Source organism: Chelativorans petroleitrophicus (assembly GCF_025398195.1).
Taxonomy (GTDB): Bacteria; Pseudomonadota; Alphaproteobacteria; order Rhizobiales; family Rhizobiaceae; genus Chelativorans; species Chelativorans petroleitrophicus.
In genome coordinates, this window is record NZ_JAODNV010000018.1 from 48,506 (window position 1) to 70,017 (window position 21,512).

19 protein-coding genes and 1 pseudogene are annotated in these 21,512 nt (G+C 64.1%); 9 read left to right on the top strand and 11 right to left on the bottom strand.

Features of this window, described 5'->3' with window-relative positions:
* Nucleotides 1-53: 53 nt before the first annotated feature.
* Nucleotides 54-1,022: a hypothetical protein gene (locus NYR54_RS15670; protein WP_261516640.1), complete on the top strand. Its 969-nt coding sequence runs from the start codon at nt 54-56 to the stop codon at nt 1,020-1,022.
* Here NYR54_RS15670 and thrS read toward each other — a convergent pair.
* The 5 genes and pseudogenes from thrS to NYR54_RS15690 all read right to left on the bottom strand — a co-directional run bounded on the left by thrS (nt 1,019) and on the right by NYR54_RS15690 (nt 4,335).
* Nucleotides 1,019-2,992: a threonine--tRNA ligase gene (thrS, locus tag NYR54_RS15675; protein WP_261516641.1), complete on the bottom strand. Its 1,974-nt coding sequence runs from the start codon at nt 2,990-2,992 to the stop codon at nt 1,019-1,021. The two genes, NYR54_RS15670 and thrS, sit on opposite strands and share 4 nt — an antisense overlap.
* 111 nt (nt 2,993-3,103) lie before the next feature.
* Complete coding sequence (yidD, locus tag NYR54_RS15680) at nt 3,104-3,415, bottom strand: membrane protein insertion efficiency factor YidD (protein ID WP_261516642.1); 312 nt, start codon at nt 3,413-3,415, stop codon at nt 3,104-3,106.
* A gap of 170 nt (nt 3,416-3,585) precedes the next feature.
* Entirely contained in the window at nt 3,586-3,753 is a 168-nt protein-coding gene (locus NYR54_RS15685; protein ID WP_261516643.1) for a hypothetical protein, read from the bottom strand.
* 25 nt (nt 3,754-3,778) lie between these two features.
* A pseudogene (locus tag NYR54_RS19365) lies at nt 3,779-3,877 on the bottom strand (nucleotidyltransferase); the annotation flags it as partial.
* A gap of 11 nt (nt 3,878-3,888) precedes the next feature.
* Entirely contained in the window at nt 3,889-4,335 is a 447-nt protein-coding gene (locus tag NYR54_RS15690; protein WP_261516644.1) for an iron-sulfur cluster assembly scaffold protein, read from the bottom strand.
* Nucleotides 4,336-4,569: 234 nt separating this feature from the next.
* Between NYR54_RS15690 and folE the strand changes: the two genes are divergently transcribed.
* The 3 genes from folE to NYR54_RS15705 all read left to right on the top strand — a co-directional run bounded on the left by folE (nt 4,570) and on the right by NYR54_RS15705 (nt 6,748).
* The gene (gene folE / locus NYR54_RS15695; protein ID WP_261516693.1) at nt 4,570-5,238 is read left to right on the top strand and encodes a GTP cyclohydrolase I FolE; all 669 of its coding nucleotides are present in this window, start codon (nt 4,570-4,572) and stop codon (nt 5,236-5,238) included.
* Nucleotides 5,239-5,242: 4 nt separating this feature from the next.
* Nucleotides 5,243-5,656 (top strand): phosphoribosyl-AMP cyclohydrolase, encoded by a 414-nt coding sequence (gene hisI / locus NYR54_RS15700; protein ID WP_261516645.1) that lies wholly within the window; start codon nt 5,243-5,245, stop codon nt 5,654-5,656.
* 111 nt (nt 5,657-5,767) lie between these two features.
* Nucleotides 5,768-6,748, top strand: coding sequence for a patatin-like phospholipase family protein (locus NYR54_RS15705; RefSeq protein WP_423738626.1), 981 nt, complete (start codon nt 5,768-5,770; stop codon nt 6,746-6,748).
* Here the strand turns inward: NYR54_RS15705 and recJ are convergent.
* From recJ to NYR54_RS15720, 3 genes are all read right to left on the bottom strand, one after another.
* Nucleotides 6,745-8,535 carry a single-stranded-DNA-specific exonuclease RecJ gene (recJ, locus tag NYR54_RS15710; RefSeq protein ID WP_261516647.1) on the bottom strand — a complete coding sequence of 597 codons (1,791 nt, stop codon included), beginning with the start codon at nt 8,533-8,535 and terminating at the stop codon, nt 6,745-6,747. The two genes, NYR54_RS15705 and recJ, sit on opposite strands and share 4 nt — an antisense overlap.
* Nucleotides 8,536-8,591: 56 nt before the next feature.
* Complete coding sequence (gene glpX, locus NYR54_RS15715) at nt 8,592-9,569, bottom strand: class II fructose-bisphosphatase (RefSeq protein WP_261516648.1); 978 nt, start codon at nt 9,567-9,569, stop codon at nt 8,592-8,594.
* Between the two features lie 168 nt (nt 9,570-9,737).
* Entirely contained in the window at nt 9,738-10,061 is a 324-nt protein-coding gene (locus NYR54_RS15720; protein WP_261516649.1) for a hypothetical protein, read from the bottom strand.
* A gap of 159 nt (nt 10,062-10,220) precedes the next feature.
* On the opposite strand from NYR54_RS15720, the gene otsB reads away from it, so the two are divergent.
* From otsB to otsA, 3 genes are read left to right on the top strand one after another with little or no spacing between them, the layout of a single operon-like run.
* On the top strand, nt 10,221-11,012 hold the full coding sequence (otsB, locus tag NYR54_RS15725) for a trehalose-phosphatase (RefSeq protein ID WP_261516650.1): 792 nt from the start codon (nt 10,221-10,223) through the stop codon (nt 11,010-11,012).
* A gap of 2 nt (nt 11,013-11,014) precedes the next feature.
* Nucleotides 11,015-12,796, top strand: a complete 1,782-nt coding sequence (locus NYR54_RS15730; protein ID WP_261516651.1) for a glycoside hydrolase family 15 protein — start codon at nt 11,015-11,017, stop codon at nt 12,794-12,796.
* Nucleotides 12,793-14,178 carry an alpha,alpha-trehalose-phosphate synthase (UDP-forming) gene (gene otsA, locus NYR54_RS15735; RefSeq protein WP_261516652.1) on the top strand — a complete coding sequence of 462 codons (1,386 nt, stop codon included), beginning with the start codon at nt 12,793-12,795 and terminating at the stop codon, nt 14,176-14,178. The genes NYR54_RS15730 and otsA overlap by 4 nt, the downstream gene beginning before the upstream one ends.
* A 181-nt stretch (nt 14,179-14,359) precedes the next feature.
* Here the strand turns inward: otsA and NYR54_RS15740 are convergent, their stop codons facing one another.
* Nucleotides 14,360-14,542, bottom strand: coding sequence for a DUF3008 family protein (locus NYR54_RS15740; protein WP_261516653.1), 183 nt, complete (start codon nt 14,540-14,542; stop codon nt 14,360-14,362).
* A 122-nt stretch (nt 14,543-14,664) separates the two neighbouring features.
* Here NYR54_RS15740 and NYR54_RS15745 point away from each other — a divergent pair, with 122 nt between their 5' ends.
* Complete coding sequence (locus NYR54_RS15745) at nt 14,665-15,516, top strand: SDR family oxidoreductase (RefSeq protein ID WP_261516654.1); 852 nt, start codon at nt 14,665-14,667, stop codon at nt 15,514-15,516.
* A gap of 31 nt (nt 15,517-15,547) precedes the next feature.
* On the opposite strand, the gene NYR54_RS15750 is transcribed toward NYR54_RS15745, so the two are convergent.
* Both NYR54_RS15750 and NYR54_RS15755 read right to left on the bottom strand, forming a co-directional pair.
* The gene (locus tag NYR54_RS15750; protein WP_261516655.1) at nt 15,548-17,665 is read right to left on the bottom strand and encodes a 3-hydroxyacyl-CoA dehydrogenase NAD-binding domain-containing protein; all 2,118 of its coding nucleotides are present in this window, start codon (nt 17,663-17,665) and stop codon (nt 15,548-15,550) included.
* Nucleotides 17,665-19,053 carry an acetyl-CoA C-acetyltransferase gene (locus tag NYR54_RS15755; protein ID WP_261516656.1) on the bottom strand — a complete coding sequence of 463 codons (1,389 nt, stop codon included), beginning with the start codon at nt 19,051-19,053 and terminating at the stop codon, nt 17,665-17,667. The genes NYR54_RS15750 and NYR54_RS15755 overlap by 1 nt, the downstream gene beginning before the upstream one ends.
* Nucleotides 19,054-19,572: 519 nt before the next feature.
* Between NYR54_RS15755 and NYR54_RS15760 the strand changes: the two genes are divergently transcribed.
* On the top strand, nt 19,573-21,501 hold the full coding sequence (locus NYR54_RS15760) for an autotransporter assembly complex protein TamA (RefSeq protein ID WP_341484317.1): 1,929 nt from the start codon (nt 19,573-19,575) through the stop codon (nt 21,499-21,501).
* Nucleotides 21,502-21,512 lie beyond the last annotated feature (11 nt).

Genomic DNA, 21,512 nt, shown 5'->3' on the forward strand with positions numbered 1-21,512 from the left:
GCTTCGTTGGCTACAGCCTTGAAATTGCCATCGCCTTGGGGTTCAAGGCAAGCATGCGGTTGGCGATCAGGCGATTCTTGGGGGTGATTTTCGTTGCGGCGGGATGCGGCCTGCCGGCGAATGCCCAGGAAAGTTTCGGGCTCGACGATCTGCGCCTTCCGGGTCTCAGCGAATATGCCGCGCCGCATGAAGAAAATCCGCTTTCGCTGCAGCGCGCTCAAATCACGCTTGCCGCCCAGCTTACCGAAGATTCCCCGGAGATACCGCACGGACTGGTCTGGCGTGTCTTCGCGCCGGAGCCGGGCCCCGACGGCAAACTGCCGCTCGTCGCCACCGCCCGGGGCGGCACCAGCACCTTTTCCCTTCTTCCGGGAAGCTATCTGGTGCATGCCGCCTACGGTCGGGCCGGCGCCACCAAGCGCATCTCCGTGGGCAACGACGTGCGGCAGGAAAAGCTGGTGCTTGACGCCGGCGGGCTGAAACTCGACGCTGTGCTGCCGGGCGGAATCAGCATTCCGGAAAACCGATTGCGCTTTTCCATCTATGAGGCCGAGCCCGACATCACCGGAGAGCGCCCGCTCATCATTCCGGACGTGCGGCCCAACGCGGTGGTGCGCCTGAATGCCGGGACCTATCACGTTGTCTCAACCTTCGGCTCCGTGAATGCCATCATCCGCGCCGATATCCGGGTTGAGGCCGGGGAGCTCACCGAGGCAACGATGGAGCACCGAGCAGCCCAGATCACGATGAAGCTGGTGCGGGAGCCCGGCGGCGAGGCCATCGCCGACACGGCCTGGTCCGTGCTGACGGGCACCGGCGAGATCGTAAAGGAGGCCGTAGGCGCCTACGCCTCCATGGTGCTGGCCGAGGGCGAATACACCGTCGTGGCCAAGAACCGGGACCGCATCTACCAGCGGGACATCACCGTTGCCCCGGACGTGCTCGACCAGAGGGTCGAGCTGTTGCCCGAAGACCTTATCCAGCCGACAGCCGACCTGTCCGACGCCGAACTGGTGGATTAAGCAGCCGCCCGGCGGCGCCGCAGGTCGGGCGGTGTCGCCTCGTCCGCAAGCTGGCTTACGGCTTCCTCCAGCGTGAGGGAAACCTGATCGCGGCTGCCGAGCCGGCGCATGTTCACCGTCCCCTCCTCCGCCTCGCGCTTGCCGCACACGAGAATGACCGGAACCTTGGCGAGCGAGTGCTCGCGCACCTTGTAATTGATCTTCTCGTTGCGCAGGTCCGTCTCTACGGCAAGGCCCGCAGCCTTAAGCTGCCGGGCGACCCTGCCCGCATAATCGTCCGCGTCCGAGGTGATCGTTGCCACGACCACCTGCAGCGGCGCGAACCAGAGCGGAAAATGGCCTGCGTAGTTCTCGATCAGGATGCCAAGGAATCGCTCCATGGAACCGCAGATGGCGCGGTGGATCATCACCGGCTGCTTCTTCTCCGAATCCTTGTCGATATAGAAGGCGCCGAACCGCTCGGGCAGATTGAAGTCGATCTGCGTCGTGCCGCACTGCCATTCGCGGCCAATGGCGTCTTTGAGCACATAGTCGAACTTCGGCCCGTAGAAGGCGCCGTCCCCGGGATTGATGGCCGTCTTGATCCGGTTGTCGGAGCGCTGGATGTCCTGAAGCACGCCCCGCATGATCTCCTCCGCGTGATCCCACAGCGCATCGGAGCCTACCCGTTTCTCCGGCCGGGTGGAAAGGAATACCTTGATCTCCTCGAAGCCGAAATCGGCATAGGTCGAGAGGATCAGATCGTTGATCTTCAGGCATTCCTCGGCAAGCTGCTCCTCGGTGCAGAAGATATGCGCATCGTCCTGCGTAAAGCCGCGCACGCGCATGAGCCCGTGCAGCGCACCGGATGGTTCGTAGCGGTGCACCGTGCCGAATTCCGCAAGCCGGATCGGCAGATCGCGGTAGGACTTCAGACCGTGCTTGAAGATCTGCACGTGGCCCGGGCAGTTCATCGGCTTCAGCGCGAAGACACGCTTGTCCTCCGCCTCCTCGTCCGCGCACTCGACCTTGAACATGTTCTCCTTGTACCAGCCCCAGTGGCCAGAGGTTTGCCACAAGGAGTGGTCAAGCACCTGCGGCGCGTTGACCTCCTGATAGTCGCCGTCGAGCCGGCGGCGCATGTACGAGACAAGGTTCTGGAACATGCGCCAGCCCTTGGCGTGCCAGAAGACGACTCCCGGCCCCTCCTCCTGGAAGTGGAAGAGGTCCATCTCGCGACCGAGACGGCGATGGTCGCGCTTCTCCGCCTCCTCCAGCATGTGGAGATAGGCGTCGAGCTGTTCCTGATTGGCCCAGGCCGTGCCGTAGATGCGGGTGAGCATGGCGTTGTTGGAATCGCCGCGCCAATAGGCGCCCGCCACCTTCATCAGCTTGAAAGCCTTGCCGATCTGGCCGGTGGAAACCATGTGCGGGCCGCGGCAGAGATCGAACCATTCGCCCTGACGGTAGATCTTGACGTCCTCCCCTTCGGGAATGGCGTCCACCAGCTCGACCTTGTAGCTCTCGCCCTTTTCGGCAAAGACCTTCTTCGCCTTTTCGCGCGGCCACACCTCCTTGGTGAAGCGCTCGTTGCGGTCGATGATCTCCCGCATCTTCTTTTCGATGCGCGGCAGGTCTTCCGGCGTGAAAGGCTCGTTGCGGGCGAAGTCGTAATAGAAGCCGTTCTCAATGACCGGTCCGATGGTCACCTGCGTGCCAGGATAGAGCTCCTGCACGGCTTCGGCCATCACATGCGCCGCATCGTGACGGATGAGCTCCAGCGCGCGCGGGTCGTCACGCGTGACAATCTCGATGCTGCCTGACTGGCCAACCGGGTCGGACAGATCGCGCAGAGTGCCGTCGAGCGCGTAGGCGACGGCCTTCTTGGCCAGCGACTTGGAGATGGATTCGGCGATATCGGCTCCGGTGGTCGCGGCATCAAACTCGCGAACCGAGCCATCGGGGAATGTGAGGGAAACGGCGTGAGCCATGGGAATTTCTCCTATCCAGTCCCGCCAACGAACGCGGGTGGTGATTGACATGAGGCGTCGCATGTAGCGCCCGAGGAACGCCACGTAAAGGCCTTTGCGGCGGGTTCGGCGCTAAAGCCTCCAGTAGCGCCAGGGCGCCCACCATTTGTGATGGGGCTGCAGCACCTCCGGCACAGGATCGATACCATGCGTGCCGCCCGGCCCGCAGCGCATGAGGCGGAACAACCCCATCCAACCTCCGGCCCAAAGGCCATGGCGGGCAATCGCCTCATAGGCGTATTCGGAACAGGTGGGGAGATGCCGGCAGGAATTGCCCACGAATCCGGAAAGCGTGAGCTGATAAAGCCGGACGAGCGCCGTGCCCACGACCCGCCCCGGCGTCTTGGGCCAGGGGCCGGACCAGTTTCTCGACTGAGCGCTCATTGGTTGTTCAAAAGATTTCTGATGCGGATCGCTGGTTGCGGAACGTCATTGCGGGCCGTACGCCATACAGTAACCCAGTTGATCGACCCGTAACCGTGCGACAGCCGATTGGTCCGCAAAATCGAGCATGTCCCGGAGCAGTTCCTGAACGGCGCTTTCCGGTACGGGCATCACAAACGCCGCTCATCGCGGGACACACGCTGTGCCACTGCCGCGCTGAAATCTCCCGGTGTCCGGATGTCGAACTTCACGCCCAAAAGCGCCTCGAGCTTCAATTCCAATGAAGCAAGGTCGAACGGAGAAAGGTTCTCCGCCGTACTCCACCAGAATGTCCACATCGCTTTCCTCCGTCTCCTCGCCTCTCGCCACGGAACCGAAGATGCGGGGATTGCGCACCGGGTACCGGGAGATGATCTCCAGCACCTCCTCGCGATGTCTTGCCCGGGCTTCCGTCGGACGCACCGTCGCGTTCCTCAGGCGGCCTTGCCCGCCTGCTTCTTCTCGATCTGGTCAATGCAGTCGACCACCGCATCAAAGGTGAGCATGGTCGAGGCGTGGCGCGCCTTGTAGTCGCGCACCGGCTCCAGATATTTGAGGTCCGCGAAGCGGCCCTCGGGCGGCGGCCCGTTTTCCTTTAGCATGCGACGCATCGTCTCGCGCACCGCGCGCAGTTCCTCAGCGGTGGCGCCGATAATGTTGCGCGCCATGATGGAGGATGAAGCCTGGCCGAGCGCACAGGCCCGCACCTCATGCGCAAAGTCCGTCACGACGCCATCGGCCATCTTCAGATCGACCGTCACGGTGGATCCGCACAGCTTGGAATGCGCGGTGGCCGTCGCGTCAGGCGCCTTCAGGCGTCCGATGCGGGCGATGTTGCCGGCGAAACCAAGAATTTTCGCGTTGTAGACGTCGTCGATCATGAATTTCCGCCTGACGGCGCGTATCAAGCATCCCTTGTCGCTGAGGTTACTTTCATTCGCGCACCACCGGAACTATATAATGAGCGTATCCGGCCTAGGGCAAGAAGGGGTTTGATGCCCGGCCGGTGCCAGGCCGCTTCGGGCGGAACTGACGCCAGTTCCCACGAGACCCGCGAAAGGCTAGAACCGTTCAACTCGCCCCTGCGCGACAGGGGCTACGGGAGCCGCCTCGATATGGACGCGATAATCAGGAATTTTCCGCACCGCCCGGAGCCGCAGGCGAAGTCTGCCGACACGTCCGCCTTTCTCGACAGGCCAGTGACGGACCGGCCAAGCCGCGAGGAGGCGGAGGCGGCCGTGCGCACGCTGCTGCGCTGGGCAGGCGACGATCCCGACCGCGAAGGATTGAGGGATACGCCCGCGCGCGTCGTCAAGGCCTATCAGGAGCTGTTCTCCGGGTACGACCGCTGCCCGGCCGACGAGCTGGGACGCACCTTCGAGGAAGTTGCCGGTTTTGACGACATGGTGCTCCTGAAGGACATCTCCTTCCACTCCCACTGCGAGCATCACATGGTGCCGATCATCGGCAAGGCCCATGTCGCCTATCTACCGAACGGAAAGGTGGTCGGCCTGTCGAAGATCGCCCGAGTGGTCGACATCTTCGCCCGGCGCCTTCAGACGCAGGAATCGATGACGGCGCAGATCGCCACCGTTATCCAGGAGATCCTCAAGCCGCGCGGCGTGGCCGTGATGATCGAGGCGGAGCATCTGTGCATGTCGATGCGCGGCATTCAGAAGCAGGGCTCCACCACCATCACCACCACCTTTACCGGCGCCTTCAAGGAACAGCCGGAGGAGCAGGTGCGCTTCATGACGATGGTGCGCGATCCCCGCAAAGGCTGATTTCATGGCAGGGATTTCCTTCTTACCGCCTCCGGCGGAGAAATCCGCGCTCGAGGAAGGAACCGAATTTACTCCGCGCTTCGACTCCCGGGGGCTGATTACCGCCGTCGTGACCGACGCCGACGACGGGACGCTTCTCATGGTCGCGCATATGAACGCAGAGGCCCTGGCAAAAACGCTCGAAACGGGCATCGCCCACTACTGGTCGCGCTCGCGCGCAAGCCTCTGGAGAAAGGGTGAAACATCCGGGAACGAGCAGCACGTAGTGGAAATCCGCACGGACTGCGACCAGGATGCCGTTCATCTTCGCGTGAAGGTCGCGGGCCAAGGCGCAACCTGTCACACGGGTCGGCGTTCCTGTTTTTACCGGAGCGTGAATCTTGAGAACGGCCGCCCAGTCCTTACCACTATTCCTTGAGGACAAAGGCAGTCAGATCATCTTTTTGACGAATCGTGCTGCTCTCGCATTCATGATTTTGATACGATCCCCCGCCACACTCTGGCCGGGGGTGAGCACGAGGAGTTCATGATGCTCGATTGGCCGCGCAAAAAGGCCGATAACAGGCGCGACACCACTGCATTCGAGCCACCATCCACAGAACCCGCACCGGGCAACGGAAACAGCGCAGCCATCGCCCTCGCGCTCGGCGGAGGCGCGGCGCGCGGCTGGTCCCATATCGGCGTGCTGCGAGCGCTCGACGAGGCTCAAATCCCCGTATCGATGATCGCCGGCACATCCATAGGCGCGCTGGTCGGCGGCTGCTACCTGGCCGGCAAGCTGGACGAACTCGAAGAGTTCGCGCGCTCGCTCACGCGCCGGCGGATACTCGGCCTGCTCGACCTCAATCTGGGCGGCAGCGGCCTCTTCGGCGGCATGCGCCTGACGAGCCGCATGCAGGAGCATCTGGAAGGCGTCACCTTCGCAGACCTTGCCAAGCCCTTCGTCTGCGTGGCGGCCGAAATCCGCACCGGACATGAGGTCTGGATATCAAGCGGTTCGCTGATCACCGCCATGCGGGCCTCCTATGCCCTGCCCGGCGTGTTCGAGCCCGTGGTCTGCAATGGGCGGGTGCTCGTGGACGGAGCCCTCGTCAACCCGGTCCCCGTCTCGGTCTGCCGGGCTTACGAGCAGCCTTTGGTGGTTGCGGTCAACCTGCACTACGACCTGTTCGGCCGCGCGGCGGTGATCAAGCATTCAGCCGATCTGCCGGAACGGGAAGACAAGGCGACGAATGGCAGCCCCACGCCGCTCATCGTCGACAAGGGGCCGAACCGGCGTGAGGCCCGGCTCGGGATCACCGGCGTGATGGTGGAAGCTTTCAACATCATCCAGGACCGCATATCGCGCGCGCGGCTTGCGGGCGATCCGCCCGATCTTTCCATCCAGCCGAAGCTCGGACATATCGGGCTTACGGAATTCTACCGGGCGGAGGAGGCGATCCGGATCGGCTACGAGACGACCAAGGCGCAGCTGGCGGACATCGAGCGGATGCTTTCCGTACTCGTTTAGATTTGATCCTTTGCGGCGTCGGTGACGCGGAACTGGACAGAGCGCATGCCATTCCAGTGATTGGCAACGAGCTGGCCCGCCACATGCACCGAGGCGCCGCGGTGCTCGAAGAGGAACCTGCCGAGCTCGGTTTCAGCGGCTCGAAAGGCAATCGCCTGAAGTCGCGCGCCTGTCTGCGACCGCAGATCTATACGAACGTGACCATTGCCGACGGCTTGCGCGTCGGCAAGCCGGTGGCGCGGCAGCGCGAGGACGGGAGCGGGATGCCCCGAGCCGTAGGGGCCGGCCGCCTCCAGCGTGTCGATGAGGTCGAAGGTCGCGCCGTCCGCCGAAAGCGCCGCGTCGATCTTCAGGCTTTCGGCCTGGCGCAGCGCTGCAACCTTCTCGACCGCCCGTTCCTCGAAAAAGGCGCGCAGCGCGCCCAGCTTTTTTCGCTCAACGGTAATGCCGGCGGCCATGGCGTGACCTCCGCCCTTCACGAGTAGGCCTTCGGAAACCGCCTCGCGCACGAGCCTGCCCAGGTCGAAGCCGGATATGGAGCGTCCCGAGCCGGTTCCCATACCGTTGGGATCGAAGGCGATAGCAAAGGCCGGGCGGCGCGCGAGATCCTTCAGCCGCGACGCGATGAGCCCCACTATGCCCGGATGCCATGACGAACCCGCCGTGACCAGAATCGCCGGCCCGCCGCCCGCCATGAGCTCCGCATCCGCCTCCGCCCGCGCCTCGGCAAGCATGGCGGCTTCCATGTCCTGGCGCTCCCTGTTCAACCGGTCGAGCGTGGCCGCAATCGCCTCGGCTTCGCTCTCGTCGAGCGTGGCGAGCAAATTGGAGCCGAGCGAGGCATTGCCGATACGCCCGCCGGCATTGATGCGCGGGCCGATCAGGAAACCTAGGTGATAGGGATTGAGCGGCTCCCCGATGCGCGCCACGCGGGCAAGGGCGGCGAGCCCGGGCGTCTTCAGGCTGCGCGCGGCAATAAGGCCCTTGGCGACGAAGGCGCGGTTGACGCCGATGAGGGGAACGACGTCACAGACGGTGGCGAGCGCTACCAGGTCGAGCAGCGAAAGAAGATCGAAGGGCTCTCCAGTCACCTTCCTCTCGCGCAGAACGCGTGCGGTCTGCACGAGCGCCAGGAAGACGACTCCTGCCGCGCAGAGATGCCCCTGCCCTGAAAGATCGTCCTCCCGGTTGGGATTGACGACCGCCAGAGCGTCGGGAAGCGCGCCGCCCACCTGGTGATGGTCCAGAACCACGACATCCGCACCCGCCGCATTCGCAGCCTCAATCGCGGCGGCGCTGTTGGTGCCGCAGTCGACGGTTACGATCAGGCTTGCGCCGCGCCGCGCCAGCTCGCGCATGGCTTCGGGATTGGGGCCATAACCTTCGAAGATGCGGTCCGGGATGTAGATTTCGGCAGGCACGCCATAATGGGCGAGGAAGCGCTTCAGCATGGCCGAGGAGGCCGCGCCGTCCACGTCATAATCACCGAAGACGGCCACGCGTTCCCGCGCCGTAATGGCCTGCGCGATGCGGGCGGCCGCCTTTTCCATGTCGGTGAGCGTAGCCGGATCGGGCAGCAGGTCGCGAATGGAGGGTGCGAGGAACCGCTTTGCCTCCTCGCCTGGTATCCCGCGGCCTGCCAGCACGCGCGCGACGATCTCCGGCATTCCGTGGCTCTGCGCCATGCCCAGAGCGATATTCTCGCCGCGCAGGTCCAGCCGGTGCTCCCACGAGACACCGCGCGCCGATTTCCGGACATTGAGAAAAAAACGCCGCTCGCCGCTCACACCTATCCTCCAGGATTCGGGAGGATAGCCCGATGGCGGCGCGAATTGGACAGGTTTCAGAACTTATCCAAATCCTGATGCTTTGCCTTTATTTCGCGCACCGTGCGCGAAGAGGAGCGCATGACGATCGTGTGGGTCTGGATCGACTCGCGGCCGAACTTGACGCCCGAAAGCAGGTTGCCGTCCGTCACGCCGGTGGCCGCAAACAGCACGTCGCCGCGCGCCATCTCCTCCAGGCTGTAGATCTTCTTGGGATCGGTGATGCCCATCTTCTCCGCGCGGGCGATCTTTTCCTCGGTATTGAGCTGCAGCCGCCCCTGCATCTGCCCGCCGATGCAGCGCAGCGCCGCCGCAGCCAGCACGCCCTCCGGCGCGCCGCCGATGCCCATATAGATGTCGATGCCCGTCTCGTCAGGATCGGTCGTGTGGATGACACCCGCCACGTCGCCGTCACCAATCAAACGGATGGCGGCCCCCGTCGCGCGCACGTCCTCGATCAGGCGCGCATGACGCGGCCGGTCCAGAATGCAGGCGGTGATCTCGGAAACAGGTACGCCCTTCGCTTTGGCGAGGTTTTCGATGTTCTCGGCCGCCGGCGCGTCGAGATCGACCGTGCCCGGCGGATAGCCCGGCCCGATGGCGATCTTCTCCATATAGACGTCCGGCGCGTAAAGCAGGCTGCCGCGCTCGGCAATGGCGATCACGGCCAGCGCATTGGGAAGGTTCTTGGCACAAATGGTCGTGCCTTCCAGCGGGTCGAGCGCGATATCGACCGCTGGCCCCTCGCCTACGCCCACTTCCTCGCCGATGTAGAGCATCGGCGCTTCGTCGCGCTCGCCCTCGCCGATGACCACGGTGCCGGCAATCGGCAGGCGGTTGAGCTCGGAGCGCATGGCGTCAACGGCGGCCTGGTCGGCAGCCTTCTCGTCGCCGCGCCCGCGCAGCCTCGCGGCGGCCACCGCCGCCCGCTCGGTAACGCGCACAAGTTCGAGCGTAAGAATCCGGTCAAGGCCGGCCTGGGAATTTTTGGGCATGAAGGTCATCTCAGGGTCCCGGGAGAAATCGTCGCGGAGCATCCGCGGATCATCATGAGAAACGTTCTGACAAAGAAGAACGGCGACGGCAAGAGCCGGGAAGGAAAGCTAGCTGATTGAATCGATTGAATATTCGCAGCGTTGGCTTATGCGCGGCCTCGACCCCCATCAGTGCCGCCGCATCCACCACCAGCGGTCCTCCAGCGGCCTCTCCGGCACACAGACATAGCCCACGAAGCAGGAGGGGGTATCGCGGGTCGCGATCCAGGCACGTTCGATTGTTTCGGCAAAAGCGCAGTGGCGCTCGCTGGCGACGTAACGGTCGTAGGTGTAGCGGCCCGTGGTCAGCACCACTGCGCCGGATTGCTGGACCAGCGCCCTCGCCTGGCCGCATGTCATCGTGCGCGCATCGGGGCGCCCCTGGGCAGCGGAGGCTCCGGCCGACAGCGCCAGCACCGTACCCGCCAAGGCCCAAACGGTCAAACTTCGCATGTTTCACCCTCAAACTCTTGCCGAAACGCTTCAAGCACTTTATGTCCGCGCAGCATTGGCCGACCTGTTTGCCGTGGCACTCTTCTTCAATTCGGGACGGCCATGCCTTAGCATCGTCACTGTCCTCGGCTCGATGATTCTCCTTGTTCCAGAGACGACATGGCCGGCCAACCAGCACCTTTGACAACCTTTGACCACACGGCCCTCGAACCGGATAACACAGCTCTTTTCCTGGATTTCGACGGCACGGTGGCGGATTTGGCCGAACGCCCCGACGCGGTTTCGGTTCCTGCCGCCACGCGCGAAATACTTGCACGGCTCGACAAAAGCACGCAAGGCGCGGTGGCGATCGTTACCGGGCGTCCCATCGACGAGATCGACCGCTTTCTGGACCCTCTGAAGCTGCCGGTGGCGGGCGTGCACGGGCTCGAACGGCGGGCGGCGGGCGGCCGCCGCACGGCAGCGGCGATCGATGAGGAGCAGCTTGCCATGGTCGGCATCAGGTTGCGCAGCTTTGCCGATGCCCATCCCGGCCTCATTTTCGAGGCGAAACAGGGATCGATGGCATTGCATTTCCGCCAGCGCCCGGAGCTGGCGGAAGCGGCCACGGCCACCGTTCACGAGGCTGTGAACGGGCATAAGGGACTGCAGATCCTGCACGGCAAGATGGTGGTGGAGGTCAAGAGCGGAACGGCCAACAAGTCCCATGCCGTCGCCGCCTTCATGGCAGAACCGCCTTTCCTTGGCAGGATACCCGTCTTCGCCGGGGACGACGTCACCGACGAGGATGCTTTCCGTGAAATTGCCCGTATTAGCGGCGTTTCCATAAAAATCGGCGGCGGCGCCACCGCCGCCATCTATAGAACCCCGGGAACCGAGACGTTCCGCAACTGGCTTGCCCGGCTGGCGGACAGCTTCGAGGCCCGCATTCTAGCAAAACAAGGTATTTGATCGTGACGACACTCAATCTCGGCGTGGTAGGCAATTGCAGCTTCTCCGCGCTCATCGACCCGAAGGCCAGCATCGTGTGGTGCTGCCTGCCCCGCTTTGACGGCGACCCGATTTTCAATGCGCTGCTTGCCGGAACGGAAGACCCCGCGGACGGCCTGTTCTCGATCAGGCTCGAAGGGCTGGCGGAGACGGAACAGCATTACGAGCCCAACACGGCCGTTCTCGTCACGCGGCTGCACGGCTCCTCCGGCTCGGTGGAGATCGTCGATTGCGTGCCGCGCTTCTTCTGGCGCGATCGCATCTTCCGGCCGCAGACGCTGGTGAGGCGAATCCGGCCCATCGCCGGCACGCCGCGCATTTCCGTGCATGTGCGCCCCACCTTCGCCTATGGCACGGTGCGCCCGCAGATCACGCGCGGCTCCAACCATGTGCGCTATATCGGCCCGGAGACCACGCTGCGGCTGACCACCGACGCGCCCATCGACTATGTGATCGACGAAACCCGCTTCAACCTCACGGCCCCGCTGGACTTCGTCTTCGGACCTGACGAGACGCTGTCAGGCAGCGTCTCCGATACGGCGCGCGATTTCGAGGAGCGGACGATACACTACTGGCGAGGCTGGGTGAGCAATCTCGCCCTACCGTTCGAATGGCAGGATGCGGTGATCCGGGCCGCCATCACGCTGAAGCTGTGCACCTACGAGCCGACCGGCGCCATCATCGCGGCGATGACAACATCGATCCCCGAGGCGCCCAACAGCGGCCGCAACTGGGACTACCGCTACTGCTGGCTGCGCGATGCCTTCTTCGTCGTGCGGGCGCTGAACAGCCTCGGTACCGTGCAGACGATGGAAAACTACTTCCGCTATCTGATGGACATCGTAGCGGATGCGGGCGGTGGCCATCTGCAGCCCGTCTTCGGCGTCGGGCGCGAGCGCCAGCTCACCGAGAACATTCTGGAAAACTTCGCCGGGTATCGCGGCATGGGCCCTGTGCGCAGCGGCAATCAGGCCTACGAGCACTACCAGCACGACGTCTACGGCAATGCCATTCTGGGCGCGACGCAGATCTTCTTCGACCGGCGCATTGAGATGAAGCCGACGCTGCACGACTTCCGCCTTTTGGAATCGGCCGGCGAACAGGCCTACCGGCTGCACAACCAGCCCGACGCCGGCATGTGGGAACTGCGCTCGCGCTCGCGCGTTCATACCTCGTCAAGCCTGATGTGCTGGGCGGCTTGCGACAGGCTGGCGCATATCGCGGCACAGATGGGAGAAAGCGCGCGCGTCCGGTACTGGAGAGAACGGGCCGATGAGATCAAGGAGCGCATCCTCGCCGAGGCATGGTCGGAAAAGCGCAAGGCGTTCGTGGAGAGCTTCGGCGGCGAGACACTCGATGCAAGCGTGCTTCTGATGGCCGAGGTGGGCTTTATCGATGCGCGCGATCCGCGCTTCGTCAGCACTGTCGACCAGCTCGAAAAGGTGCTGGCGACGGGCCCCCACATGAAGCGCTATGAGGCGGCTGACGACTTCGGCAAGCCCGAGGTGGCCTTCAACATCTGCGCCTTCTGGCGGCTCGACGCGCTGGCCCGCATCGGCCGGCACGAGGAGGCGCGCGATATCTTCGAGGCACTCTTGAAAGCTCGCAATCCGCTGGGCATGCTGTCCGAAGACACCCACCCCGTGACCGGTGAGATGTGGGGCAATTACCCCCAGACCTATTCCATGGTCGGAATCATCAATGCAGCCCGCAGGCTGTCGAAACCGTGGGAGACCGTCGTGTGAACAGGCTTGTCGTCGTCTCGAACAGGGTCGCTGATGTGCAAAGGAGCACGCAGGCCGGCGGGCTCGCCGTCGGCCTGGCGGATTCGCTGCGGCAACGCGGCGGCGTCTGGATGGGATGGGATGGACAGACACTAAAATATGAGGAGGAGCCGGAGCCGCGCATCCGGAAGATCGGCGCCGTTACGCAGGCGACGATCCCTCTCACCGAGCAGGATTATGCGGAATACTATCTCGGCTTTTCCAACAGCGTCCTGTGGCCGCTTTTCCACTACCGGCTGGACCTCGTGGAGTACAAGACGGCGTTTCTGGAGGGCTACCGCCGCGTCAACGCCAAATTCGCCAACGCCCTCGTTTCGATCCTGCAGCCCGAGGACGTCATCTGGATTCACGACTACCATCTAATCCCGCTTGCGGCCGAGCTGCGCCAGCGCGGCTGCAAGCAGCGCATCGGCTTCTTCCTGCACATCCCGTTCCCTCCGCCCGAAATTCTTGCCGCCGTACCGCGGCATCGCTGGCTGGTCGAGAGCCTGCTCGAATTCGACGTGATCGGCTTCCAGACCAACACCGACCTGGGCAACCTCCAGCACTATGTGGAGGACCATCTGGGCACCGAGATCACCGAGGGGCGCATAAAGGTGGGCGAGCGTGAGGTGATCGCCGGCTGCTTCCCCATCGGCATCGATGTGGACGCCTTCGTCGAGATGGCCGAGCGGCCCAACGACGAAGTGCAGATCGAGACGCACCGGCGCGAGATCCTGGGCCGCAGGCAGATCATCGGCGTAGACCGGCTCGACTACACGAAGGGGCTGCCCGACCGTCTGCGCGCCTTCGCTCGCCTGCTCGAGCTCTACCCGGAGATGCGCAAGTCGGTGGCCCTTATGCAGATCGCCACGCCGACGCGCGAGGAGGTGGAGGCCTATGTCGATATCCGCAAGGAGCTGGAGGCGCTATCGGGCGCGATCAACGGCCGCTTTGCGGATTTCAACTGGACGCCGGTGCGCTACATCCACGGCACGGTGCCGCGCGACGCGCTTGCTGCACTCTATCGTGCGAGCCAGGTGGGCTTCGTCACGCCGCTGCGCGATGGCATGAATCTCGTGGCCAAGGAGTATGTCGCCGCGCAATCCCCGGAAAATCCGGGGGTGCTGGTGCTGTCCAAGTTCGCGGGTGCGGCTGAGGATCTGCACGAGGCGCTGATCGTCAACCCCTATGACGTGGATGACATGGCGCGCAATCTCTGCCGGGCGCTCACCATGCCCCTCGAGGAAAGGCAGGAACGGCACAAGGCACTCATGGAACGCATCCGCAAGCATGACGCCAAGCACTGGCTCGACACGTTCATGGCCGCGCTGGAAAAGGGCGAGATCAAGAACGCCGCGTGAGGGTGCCTCCTCAGCGCTTCCCCTCCTCCTAATCCCGGAGGCGCGCAGCATCTTCCACTGTCATCCCGTAAGCCGTGTAGCTATCCGGACCCAGTAGAACCATCTCCGCCCTCTTCCTGATTCCCGGCTCTCGCTTCGTTCGGCCGGGATGACGGCAAAGAGACCTCCTGGCACCAAACATCTAGCTCTTCTTTTCCGGCAGGCCTTTACGCTTCGTCTCAGCCAGCTCCTCCAACTGCTTCTCGTTCATGGATTTTTCCATGCTCTTGGAGGCGCCCTTGAGCTTGGATTTGGGCATGTCGCCGCGCTTGGCTGCAAGCGCGGCACCAGCCGCCTTCTGCTGAACCTTCGACTTCGCAGGCATTGGTTTCTCCATACTGGTGGTGGCGGGAAATCCGCTGCCGAGGCTGAAAGTTCCGCCGCGCGGTGGAACATGGCCGCCTCCGCCTTGTTCGTGGATCGCAAGAACCGAATGAGGCGAGCGCCATGAGCGAGGAGACACTTCCCAAGCAGCACCAGGCACATCAGCCGGGCAAGGAGCATGAGATGCATCCCAGGCCGGACTATGAGCCGCGTTATCAGGGTTCAGGCAGGCTCGCCGGTAAGGTCGCGGCCATCACGGGCGGAGACTCCGGCATCGGGCGGGCGACGGCCGTGCTGTTTGCGCGCGAAGGCGCGAAGGTCGCCTTTCTCTACAAGGACGAGGAAGAGGATGCCGCCGAGACGGAGCGGCTGATCCGGAACGAGGGCAGCGAGGCCTTTTCCATGTCGGGTGACGTCGGAGACCGCAAGGTCTGCGAGCAGTTCATCGAGCAGATAATCGGCCAATTCGGCCGTCTCGACATACTGGTGAACAACGCCGCGGAACAGCACTATCAGGAGCAGCTTACGGACATTTCCGACGAGCAGCTCCATCGCACATACCAGACCAACATCTTCGGCATGTTCTACATAACGCGCGCGGCGCTGCCGCATATGGGCAAAGGCTCCACCATCATCTGCACGACCTCCGTAACGGCCTACAAAGGGCAGGACGTGCTGATGGATTACGCGACCACGAAAGGCGCGATCCTCGCCTTCGTCCGCGCTCTGTCAGGCAATCTCGCCTCCAAGGGCATCCGCGTGAACGGCGTGGCGCCCGGCCCGATCTGGACGCCGCTCATCCCCGCGTCCTTCCCGGCAGAGCAGGTGGCAAGCTTCGGCAAGAATGTGCCGCTCGGCCGCCCCGGGCAGCCAAACGAGGTGGCGCCTGCCATGCTGTTCCTGGCCTGCGAGGATTCATCCTACATGACAGGCCAGATCCTGCATCCCAACGGGGGAACGCTGGTCGGCGGATGAGTGCCCGGCGCAGGTTTGCCCCGACCGGCACCTACGTCTTCAGCCTTTCCCAGCCTTCATCGGGGGCAAACCGGTCACCGTACTTCTGGGCAAGGGCGTGCAATTTGGCGGTGATCTCATCCACGCCGCGTTCGCGTGCGTAGTGCAACGGACCCCCGCGGAAAGGCGCGAAACCGGTGCCGAAGATCATGGCCGCGTCGGCCACCTCCTCCTCTTCCACCACGCCTTCGCGCAGACAGCGCACGAGCGTATTGAGCATGGGGAGCACGAGCCGGTCCGCCGTCTCGGAATCGCGGGGTACTTGGGCGCCTTCGGCGATCTTCACCTCTTCGCGTTTCGGCTTGCCGTTTTCGTCATAGACGTACAGTCCCCTGCCCGCCTTGCGGCCCGTCTCGCCGGCTTCCACCTTCTGGACAAGCCAGTCCGGCACCTCGGGCATGGGATCGGGAAGGCGCTCCTTCAGCATCCGCGCCACCTCCAGGCAGATATCGAGGCCCACGCGGTCAGCAAGCTCCATCGGCCCCATCGGCATGCCGAAATCCCTCGCCGCACGGTCGATCACCTCCTTGGGCACGCCCTCGTCGAACATGAGGAATGCTTCGACTAGATACGGCGTCAAAGCGCGGTTGACCAGGAAACCGGGCGCGCTTCTGACGGGAGCCGGCAGGCGGGAAATGTCACCGCAAAAGGCGCGTGCGCGGCTGAGGGTTTCTTCCGACACCGCGTCGTGGGTCACGATCTCCACGAGCTGCATGCGCGTGACCGGGTTGAAGAAGTGCAGGCCGACGAAACGTTCGGCAAAAAGCAGCCCCTCACGCAGGCTCTCAAGCGGAATGCTAGAGGTGTTCGTGGCGAGGATGGCCCCGGGCTTCATGCGCGGTGCGATCTCCTCGTAGACCCTGCGCTTGACCCCCTCCTTCTCCGCCACCGCTTCGATGACCAGATCGGCCTGTCGCACGCCGACGCCTTCGAAATCCGGTGTCAGGCGGTCGAGCGCGTCGCGCCGTTCGAGGCTGGAATGGAGTCTCTTGTCGTAGAAGCTCGACGCCCGGCCGATCGCACGCGCGATGGCCTGCGGGTCCAGATCGGTGAGTGTGACGCGGAGGCCCCGCGCCGCGCACCAGGCGGCGATGTCTCCGCCCATCGTGCCCGCACCGATGACATGCACGCGGCTGATCCCACTTTCGCCCTTGGCAAGGCTTTTCAGCCGCTCGCGCAGGAAGAAGACGCGCACGAGGTTCTGCGCCGTCGGGCCCGTCAGCAGCTCCGAGAACGAGCGGATTTCGGCCCGCTGCATGGCCTTCGGATCGCCGCCATGCTCCTCCCACAAGCCGATCAGCCGGTATGGCGCGGGATAATGCTTTTCGGGCGCGTTCTTTTGGGCCTCGGCGCGCATCCTGTTCGCGGCCATCCGGCGCGCGGGGGCAAGGCTCATCACACCGGCCTTCAGGCCGGGGCGAGCAGGTTTCAGCTTGCCCGCAACGGCCGCCCGGACGGCGTTTGCGACGTGTCTCTCCTCAACCACCTCATCGACAAGACCCAGAGCCTTCGCCTTCCTGGCATGCACCGGACGGCCCGTCAGCATCATGGTCATCGCCTCGACGGGATCGATGAGCGAAGTGAGGCGGAACGTGCCTCCAAGCCCGGGATGGAGACCCAACAGCACCTCGGGGAAGCCGAGACTCGCGCCGGAAACGGCGATGCGGTGCCTACAGGCCAGCGCAAGCTCCAGCCCACCGCCCAGGCAGTGGCCGTGGATCACGGCTACCGTGGGGATCGAAAGATTCGCTAGCCGGTCAAGGAGCTCGTGGCCACGGGCGAGCCGGCTTTCAATCTCACTCGCGTTCGTGACACCGCGGAAATCGCGGATATCGGCTCCAGCGGCAAACCCGCTCTTCTTGGCCGAACGGATGACGAGGCCCTTCGCATTGAGACCTTTCAGGTCCTCCAGCACCAGATTAAGCTCGACCAGCACTTCTTCCGAAAGCGTGTTGGTGCTTTGTCCCGCCCGATCGAAGATCAGCCAGACGATGCCTTCGCCGTCCTTCGTATAGCGCCAATGCGTAAGGGTGCGCGCGGGCTCGCCTTTGGGTCCAAGTTCCATGTTGCGGCGCTCGAGTACGCGCCAGACCTTTCCCGAAACCGTCATCACACCGACTCCAGAAGCATGGCACCGCCCTGCCCTCCGCCGATGCACTCCGTGGCAATGCCGCGCTTGAGGCCCAGTCGGCGCATGGCGTTGACGAGATGCAGAACAATGCGGTTGCCGCTGGAGCCCACTGGGTGGCCGAGGCTGATCGCACCTCCGTCCACATTGAGCCGCTCGCGGTCGAGCGTTCCGAAAGGCTCCTCCAGTCCCAGCACCTCGCGGCAATATTCCTCATCCTCCCAAGCGGCAAGGCACGCCAGAATCTGGGCGGCGAAAGCCTCGTTGATCTCCCACAATTCGATGTCCTTAAGGGAAAGCCCGCGCCGCTTCATGAGAGCCGTCGAACACAGGGTTGGCCCGAGCCCCATGACCGAAGGGTCGAGCGCGGTCCACTCGCTGTCAACGATGCGGGCGATGGGCGTAAGCTTGTACTCCTTCACGGCCGCCTCGGAAGCCAGAATCACCCAGCTCGCGCCATCGGTGATCTGCGAGGAGTTACCGGCCGTCACTCGCCCGTACGGCCTTTCGAAAACCGGTTTGAGGTTTGCGAGCTTTTCCATGGACGTGTCGGGCCGGACGCCGTCGTCGTGATCGAAAAGCCTGCCGTCGCGACTGATGGCGGGAATTACCTCTCCCTTGAGGAAACCCTCGCGCTGCGCCCGTGCCAGCCGGCGATGGCTCTCCAGGGCATAGCTGTCGGCCGACTCGCGCGAAATCCCGAAAGCGTGGCCGATGATCTCCGCAGTCTGCCCCATGCTCAGATCGGTCAGCGGGTCGGTCAGCCCGCGCTCGAGCCCGATGACCGGCCTCGCCATCTCCGGGCGGAAGGCTCCGAGAGCGGTCGCCCGCTCCCAGGCCGTCTTGGCCGTCGCGAACCGGCCGAACCAGCCTGCCGCCTTCTGCGAAAGCACCAGCGGGGCGTGCGAGAGAGCCTCCGCGCCTCCGGCGAGAATGAGGTCGGCCTCGCCGCCCTCGATCAGGCGGAAGGCGGTGTCGATCGACTGCATGCCCGAGCCGCAATTGATCTGCACGGTGAAGGCGCGCATCGCCTCACCCATTCCGAGGCGGAGGGCCGCCACCCGCGCCGGGTTCATCTCGTCGGCGATCACGTTCACGCATCCGAGGATGACCAGATCGAACGCTTCCGGCGGGAAGGGTTGGCGGGCAAGCAGCGGGCGCCCGCACTGGACGGCGAGATCGACCGGCGTGAACGGCCCGGGCCGCCCGCGCGCCCTGAGGTAAGGGGTGCGGGCACCGTCGATGAGGTAGACCGGCGGCCTTTCCGGCGGCGCCTGCACGCCCGTACGCCGCACGGCCGTAGTGGCGGGCAGACGCCCGCCCGTGCGGCGCGGTGCGGGCTTTCTCCTTGCTCGTGCTGCTTCGGACATCGTGTGCCGCTCCTGCTTGGCCGTCATTCAGCGGAAGAATAGAAACCTTTGGACCAACAACGAATGAAAAAGAAATAGGATCATGCCTGCAAGTCCGGCGTTGCGGCAGCATCGATCGCGAACGCCGAAAAACCAAACGTGGTCGAGAGAAACGCTAGCGCGGCAAAGCCAAGCGTTGCACCCGGGGTAATGAACGCGGCAACAATACAAAGCACGATAGATGCCCGCTCGCCTCAGCTAGGACATCGATTCCAGCCAAGCACACAAGCCGTTGACGATCCTGACAAGCTTACCGCCGACCCGTGAGGTATGCCCATGCGGTCAAAGTCTCGGGCCGAGACATCGTCCAAAACGGCAATCGAATGGTAACAGACGCGGGTTAGGCTGCTTGATGGAGCCGAGGCTGTGCGTTACTGATTGCCCGGCTGCGACAGCCGTCAGGCTATTGCGGCTCCGTGCGGCGGACGGGGCATAGATGGACATGCGCAGCGCAAGGGGAATGCGCCGCCGGGAGGGACGTTGAATATCCGCCGCAATGCTGCCTGCCGAAAGGGATTGCGCATCGGGGTTGCCACCGCGGCCCTGGGGGTACTCTTTCTGCATGCACCTCAGGCAAATGCGCTCAACATTTTCGGGCTGCGGCTCTTCGAGCGCGAACAGCCTGAGGAAGTGGTGATCGGCACGCCGCAACCCTATACGGTGGAATTTGCCGTTACAGGCGATGACGGAACGATCGAGCGGGCCCTGAAGCAAGCCTCGCGCCTGTGGAACGACCGCGAGGCCCCGGCTTCAGGTGCTGCGGGCCTGATTGCGAAGGCACGAGGCGATTATCTTCGCCTTCTCGATGCGCTTTACGCGGAAGCCCGGTACGGCCCCATCATCTCCATAACGATCGACGGGCGGGAGGCCGATAACCTGCCACCGGACGCGGAACTGCGAAGGCCCGCAACGGTACGCATTGCCGTCGATCCGGGTCCGCTCTTCCATTTCCGTGAGGCCCGCATCGTCAACTCGGCTCCGCCGGCCGCCGATCCGCGCGATGCGGTCGACGATCCCGCCAAACGAGGCTTCCGCGCCGGAGAGCTCGCCGAAAGCGGCGCTATCATCGAAGCAGGCAGGCTTGCGAAGGAGGCGTGGCGCCAGCAGGGCCATGCCAAGGCGGAGGTAATCGAGCGCAGGATCGTGGCTGCCCACGACGCCAGCGTCATCGACGCTACGCTGACCGTGGCGCCTGGCCCCTATGCGGTTTTCGGTCCCGTGTCGGTGAGCGGCACGGACAGGATGAATGCCGACTATGTGGCGTGGATGACCGGCCTTCCCGTCGGCCGGGAATATGATCCCGACGATCTGAAAGAGGCTCAGGACCGGCTTGCGCGGCTCGACGTCTTCCGGTCGCTGCGGGTTCAGGAAGCCGATCAGGTCGGGCCGGGCGGCACGCTGCCCATCGAGGTGATCGTGCAGGAGCGTCTACCGCGCCGCTTCGGCGCAGGCGGCTCCTATTCGACGGTGGACGGCCTCGGCGTGGAGGCCTTCTGGCTGCACCGCAACCTGTTCGGACGGGCCGAGCGGCTGCGCCTCGAAGGAAGGGTCGCGGGAATCGGCGAGACGGTGGATCCGGAGGATCTGACCTACCGGGCTGGAATCACCTTCACGCGGCCGGGCGTCTTTACGCCGGACACGGATTTTTCCGCCTCCATCTTCGGCGACCGCGAAGTGCTGGACATCTACACCAGAAACGGCGTTACCGCCCAGACGGGCTTCTCGCACCGCTTCTCTGAAGAACTCACCGCCCGCCTCTTCGCCAATGCGGGCTACGGCCACTTCGAGGACGATTTCGGCGAACGCGAGTTCATCACGGCAGGCTTCCTGGGCGGCATCGCCTACGACACGCGCGACAACCCCGCCGATGCCACCAGGGGGATTTTCGCGGAACTGACGGTCGAGCCCTTCTACGAATTCAACTACGGCAATGCCGCCGCCCGCGTGGTCGCAGAAGCGCGCGCCTATTACAGCATCGATGATGACAGCCGCATCGTGCTGGCCGGCCGGATGAAGCTCGGTTCGATCTTCGATCCTCCGATCGAGGAAACCCCGCCCGACAAGCTGTTCCTCGCCGGAGGCGGCGGCTCGGTGCGCGGCTACGCCTATCGCAACATCGGCGTCGACATTCCCGGCGGCACGACGGGCGGCCGCTCGCTGATCGAAGTTTCGGGCGAAGTGCGCGTGCGAGTGACGCCGACCATCGGGCTCGTCGGCTTCGTTGACGCGGGCTATGTGGATGAAGAAGCCATACCCGAATTCTCGGGGGACCTGCGGGTGGGCGTGGGCGCGGGCCTGCGCTATCTCACAGGCTTCGGCCCCATCAGGCTTGACGTGGCGACGCCTCTCGACCCGGGGCCGGACGATCCGAGCGTGGCATTCTATGTTGGAATAGGACAGGCGTTTTGACCCGCATTCTC

Coding starts and splice junctions, on each gene's coding strand:
- otsB (WP_261516650.1), top strand. CDS start 10,221: ATGGCCGGCCAACCAGCACCTTTGACAACCTTTGACCACACGGCCCTC.
- NYR54_RS15685 (WP_261516643.1), bottom strand. CDS start 3,753: ATGTGGACATTCTGGTGGAGTACGGCGGAGAACCTTTCTCCGTTCGAC.
- folE (WP_261516693.1), top strand. CDS start 4,570: ATGGACGCGATAATCAGGAATTTTCCGCACCGCCCGGAGCCGCAGGCG.
- yidD (WP_261516642.1), bottom strand. CDS start 3,415: ATGAGCGCTCAGTCGAGAAACTGGTCCGGCCCCTGGCCCAAGACGCCG.
- NYR54_RS15755 (WP_261516656.1), bottom strand. CDS start 19,053: ATGTCCGAAGCAGCACGAGCAAGGAGAAAGCCCGCACCGCGCCGCACG.
- glpX (WP_261516648.1), bottom strand. CDS start 9,569: ATGCCCAAAAATTCCCAGGCCGGCCTTGACCGGATTCTTACGCTCGAA.
- NYR54_RS15705 (WP_423738626.1), top strand. CDS start 5,768: ATGCTCGATTGGCCGCGCAAAAAGGCCGATAACAGGCGCGACACCACT.
- NYR54_RS15740 (WP_261516653.1), bottom strand. CDS start 14,542: ATGCCTGCGAAGTCGAAGGTTCAGCAGAAGGCGGCTGGTGCCGCGCTT.
- NYR54_RS15690 (WP_261516644.1), bottom strand. CDS start 4,335: ATGATCGACGACGTCTACAACGCGAAAATTCTTGGTTTCGCCGGCAAC.
- NYR54_RS15670 (WP_261516640.1), top strand. CDS start 54: ATGCGGTTGGCGATCAGGCGATTCTTGGGGGTGATTTTCGTTGCGGCG.
- NYR54_RS15750 (WP_261516655.1), bottom strand. CDS start 17,665: ATGACGGTTTCGGGAAAGGTCTGGCGCGTACTCGAGCGCCGCAACATG.
- NYR54_RS15720 (WP_261516649.1), bottom strand. CDS start 10,061: ATGCGAAGTTTGACCGTTTGGGCCTTGGCGGGTACGGTGCTGGCGCTG.
- thrS (WP_261516641.1), bottom strand. CDS start 2,992: ATGGCTCACGCCGTTTCCCTCACATTCCCCGATGGCTCGGTTCGCGAG.
- NYR54_RS15745 (WP_261516654.1), top strand. CDS start 14,665: ATGAGCGAGGAGACACTTCCCAAGCAGCACCAGGCACATCAGCCGGGC.
- hisI (WP_261516645.1), top strand. CDS start 5,243: ATGGCAGGGATTTCCTTCTTACCGCCTCCGGCGGAGAAATCCGCGCTC.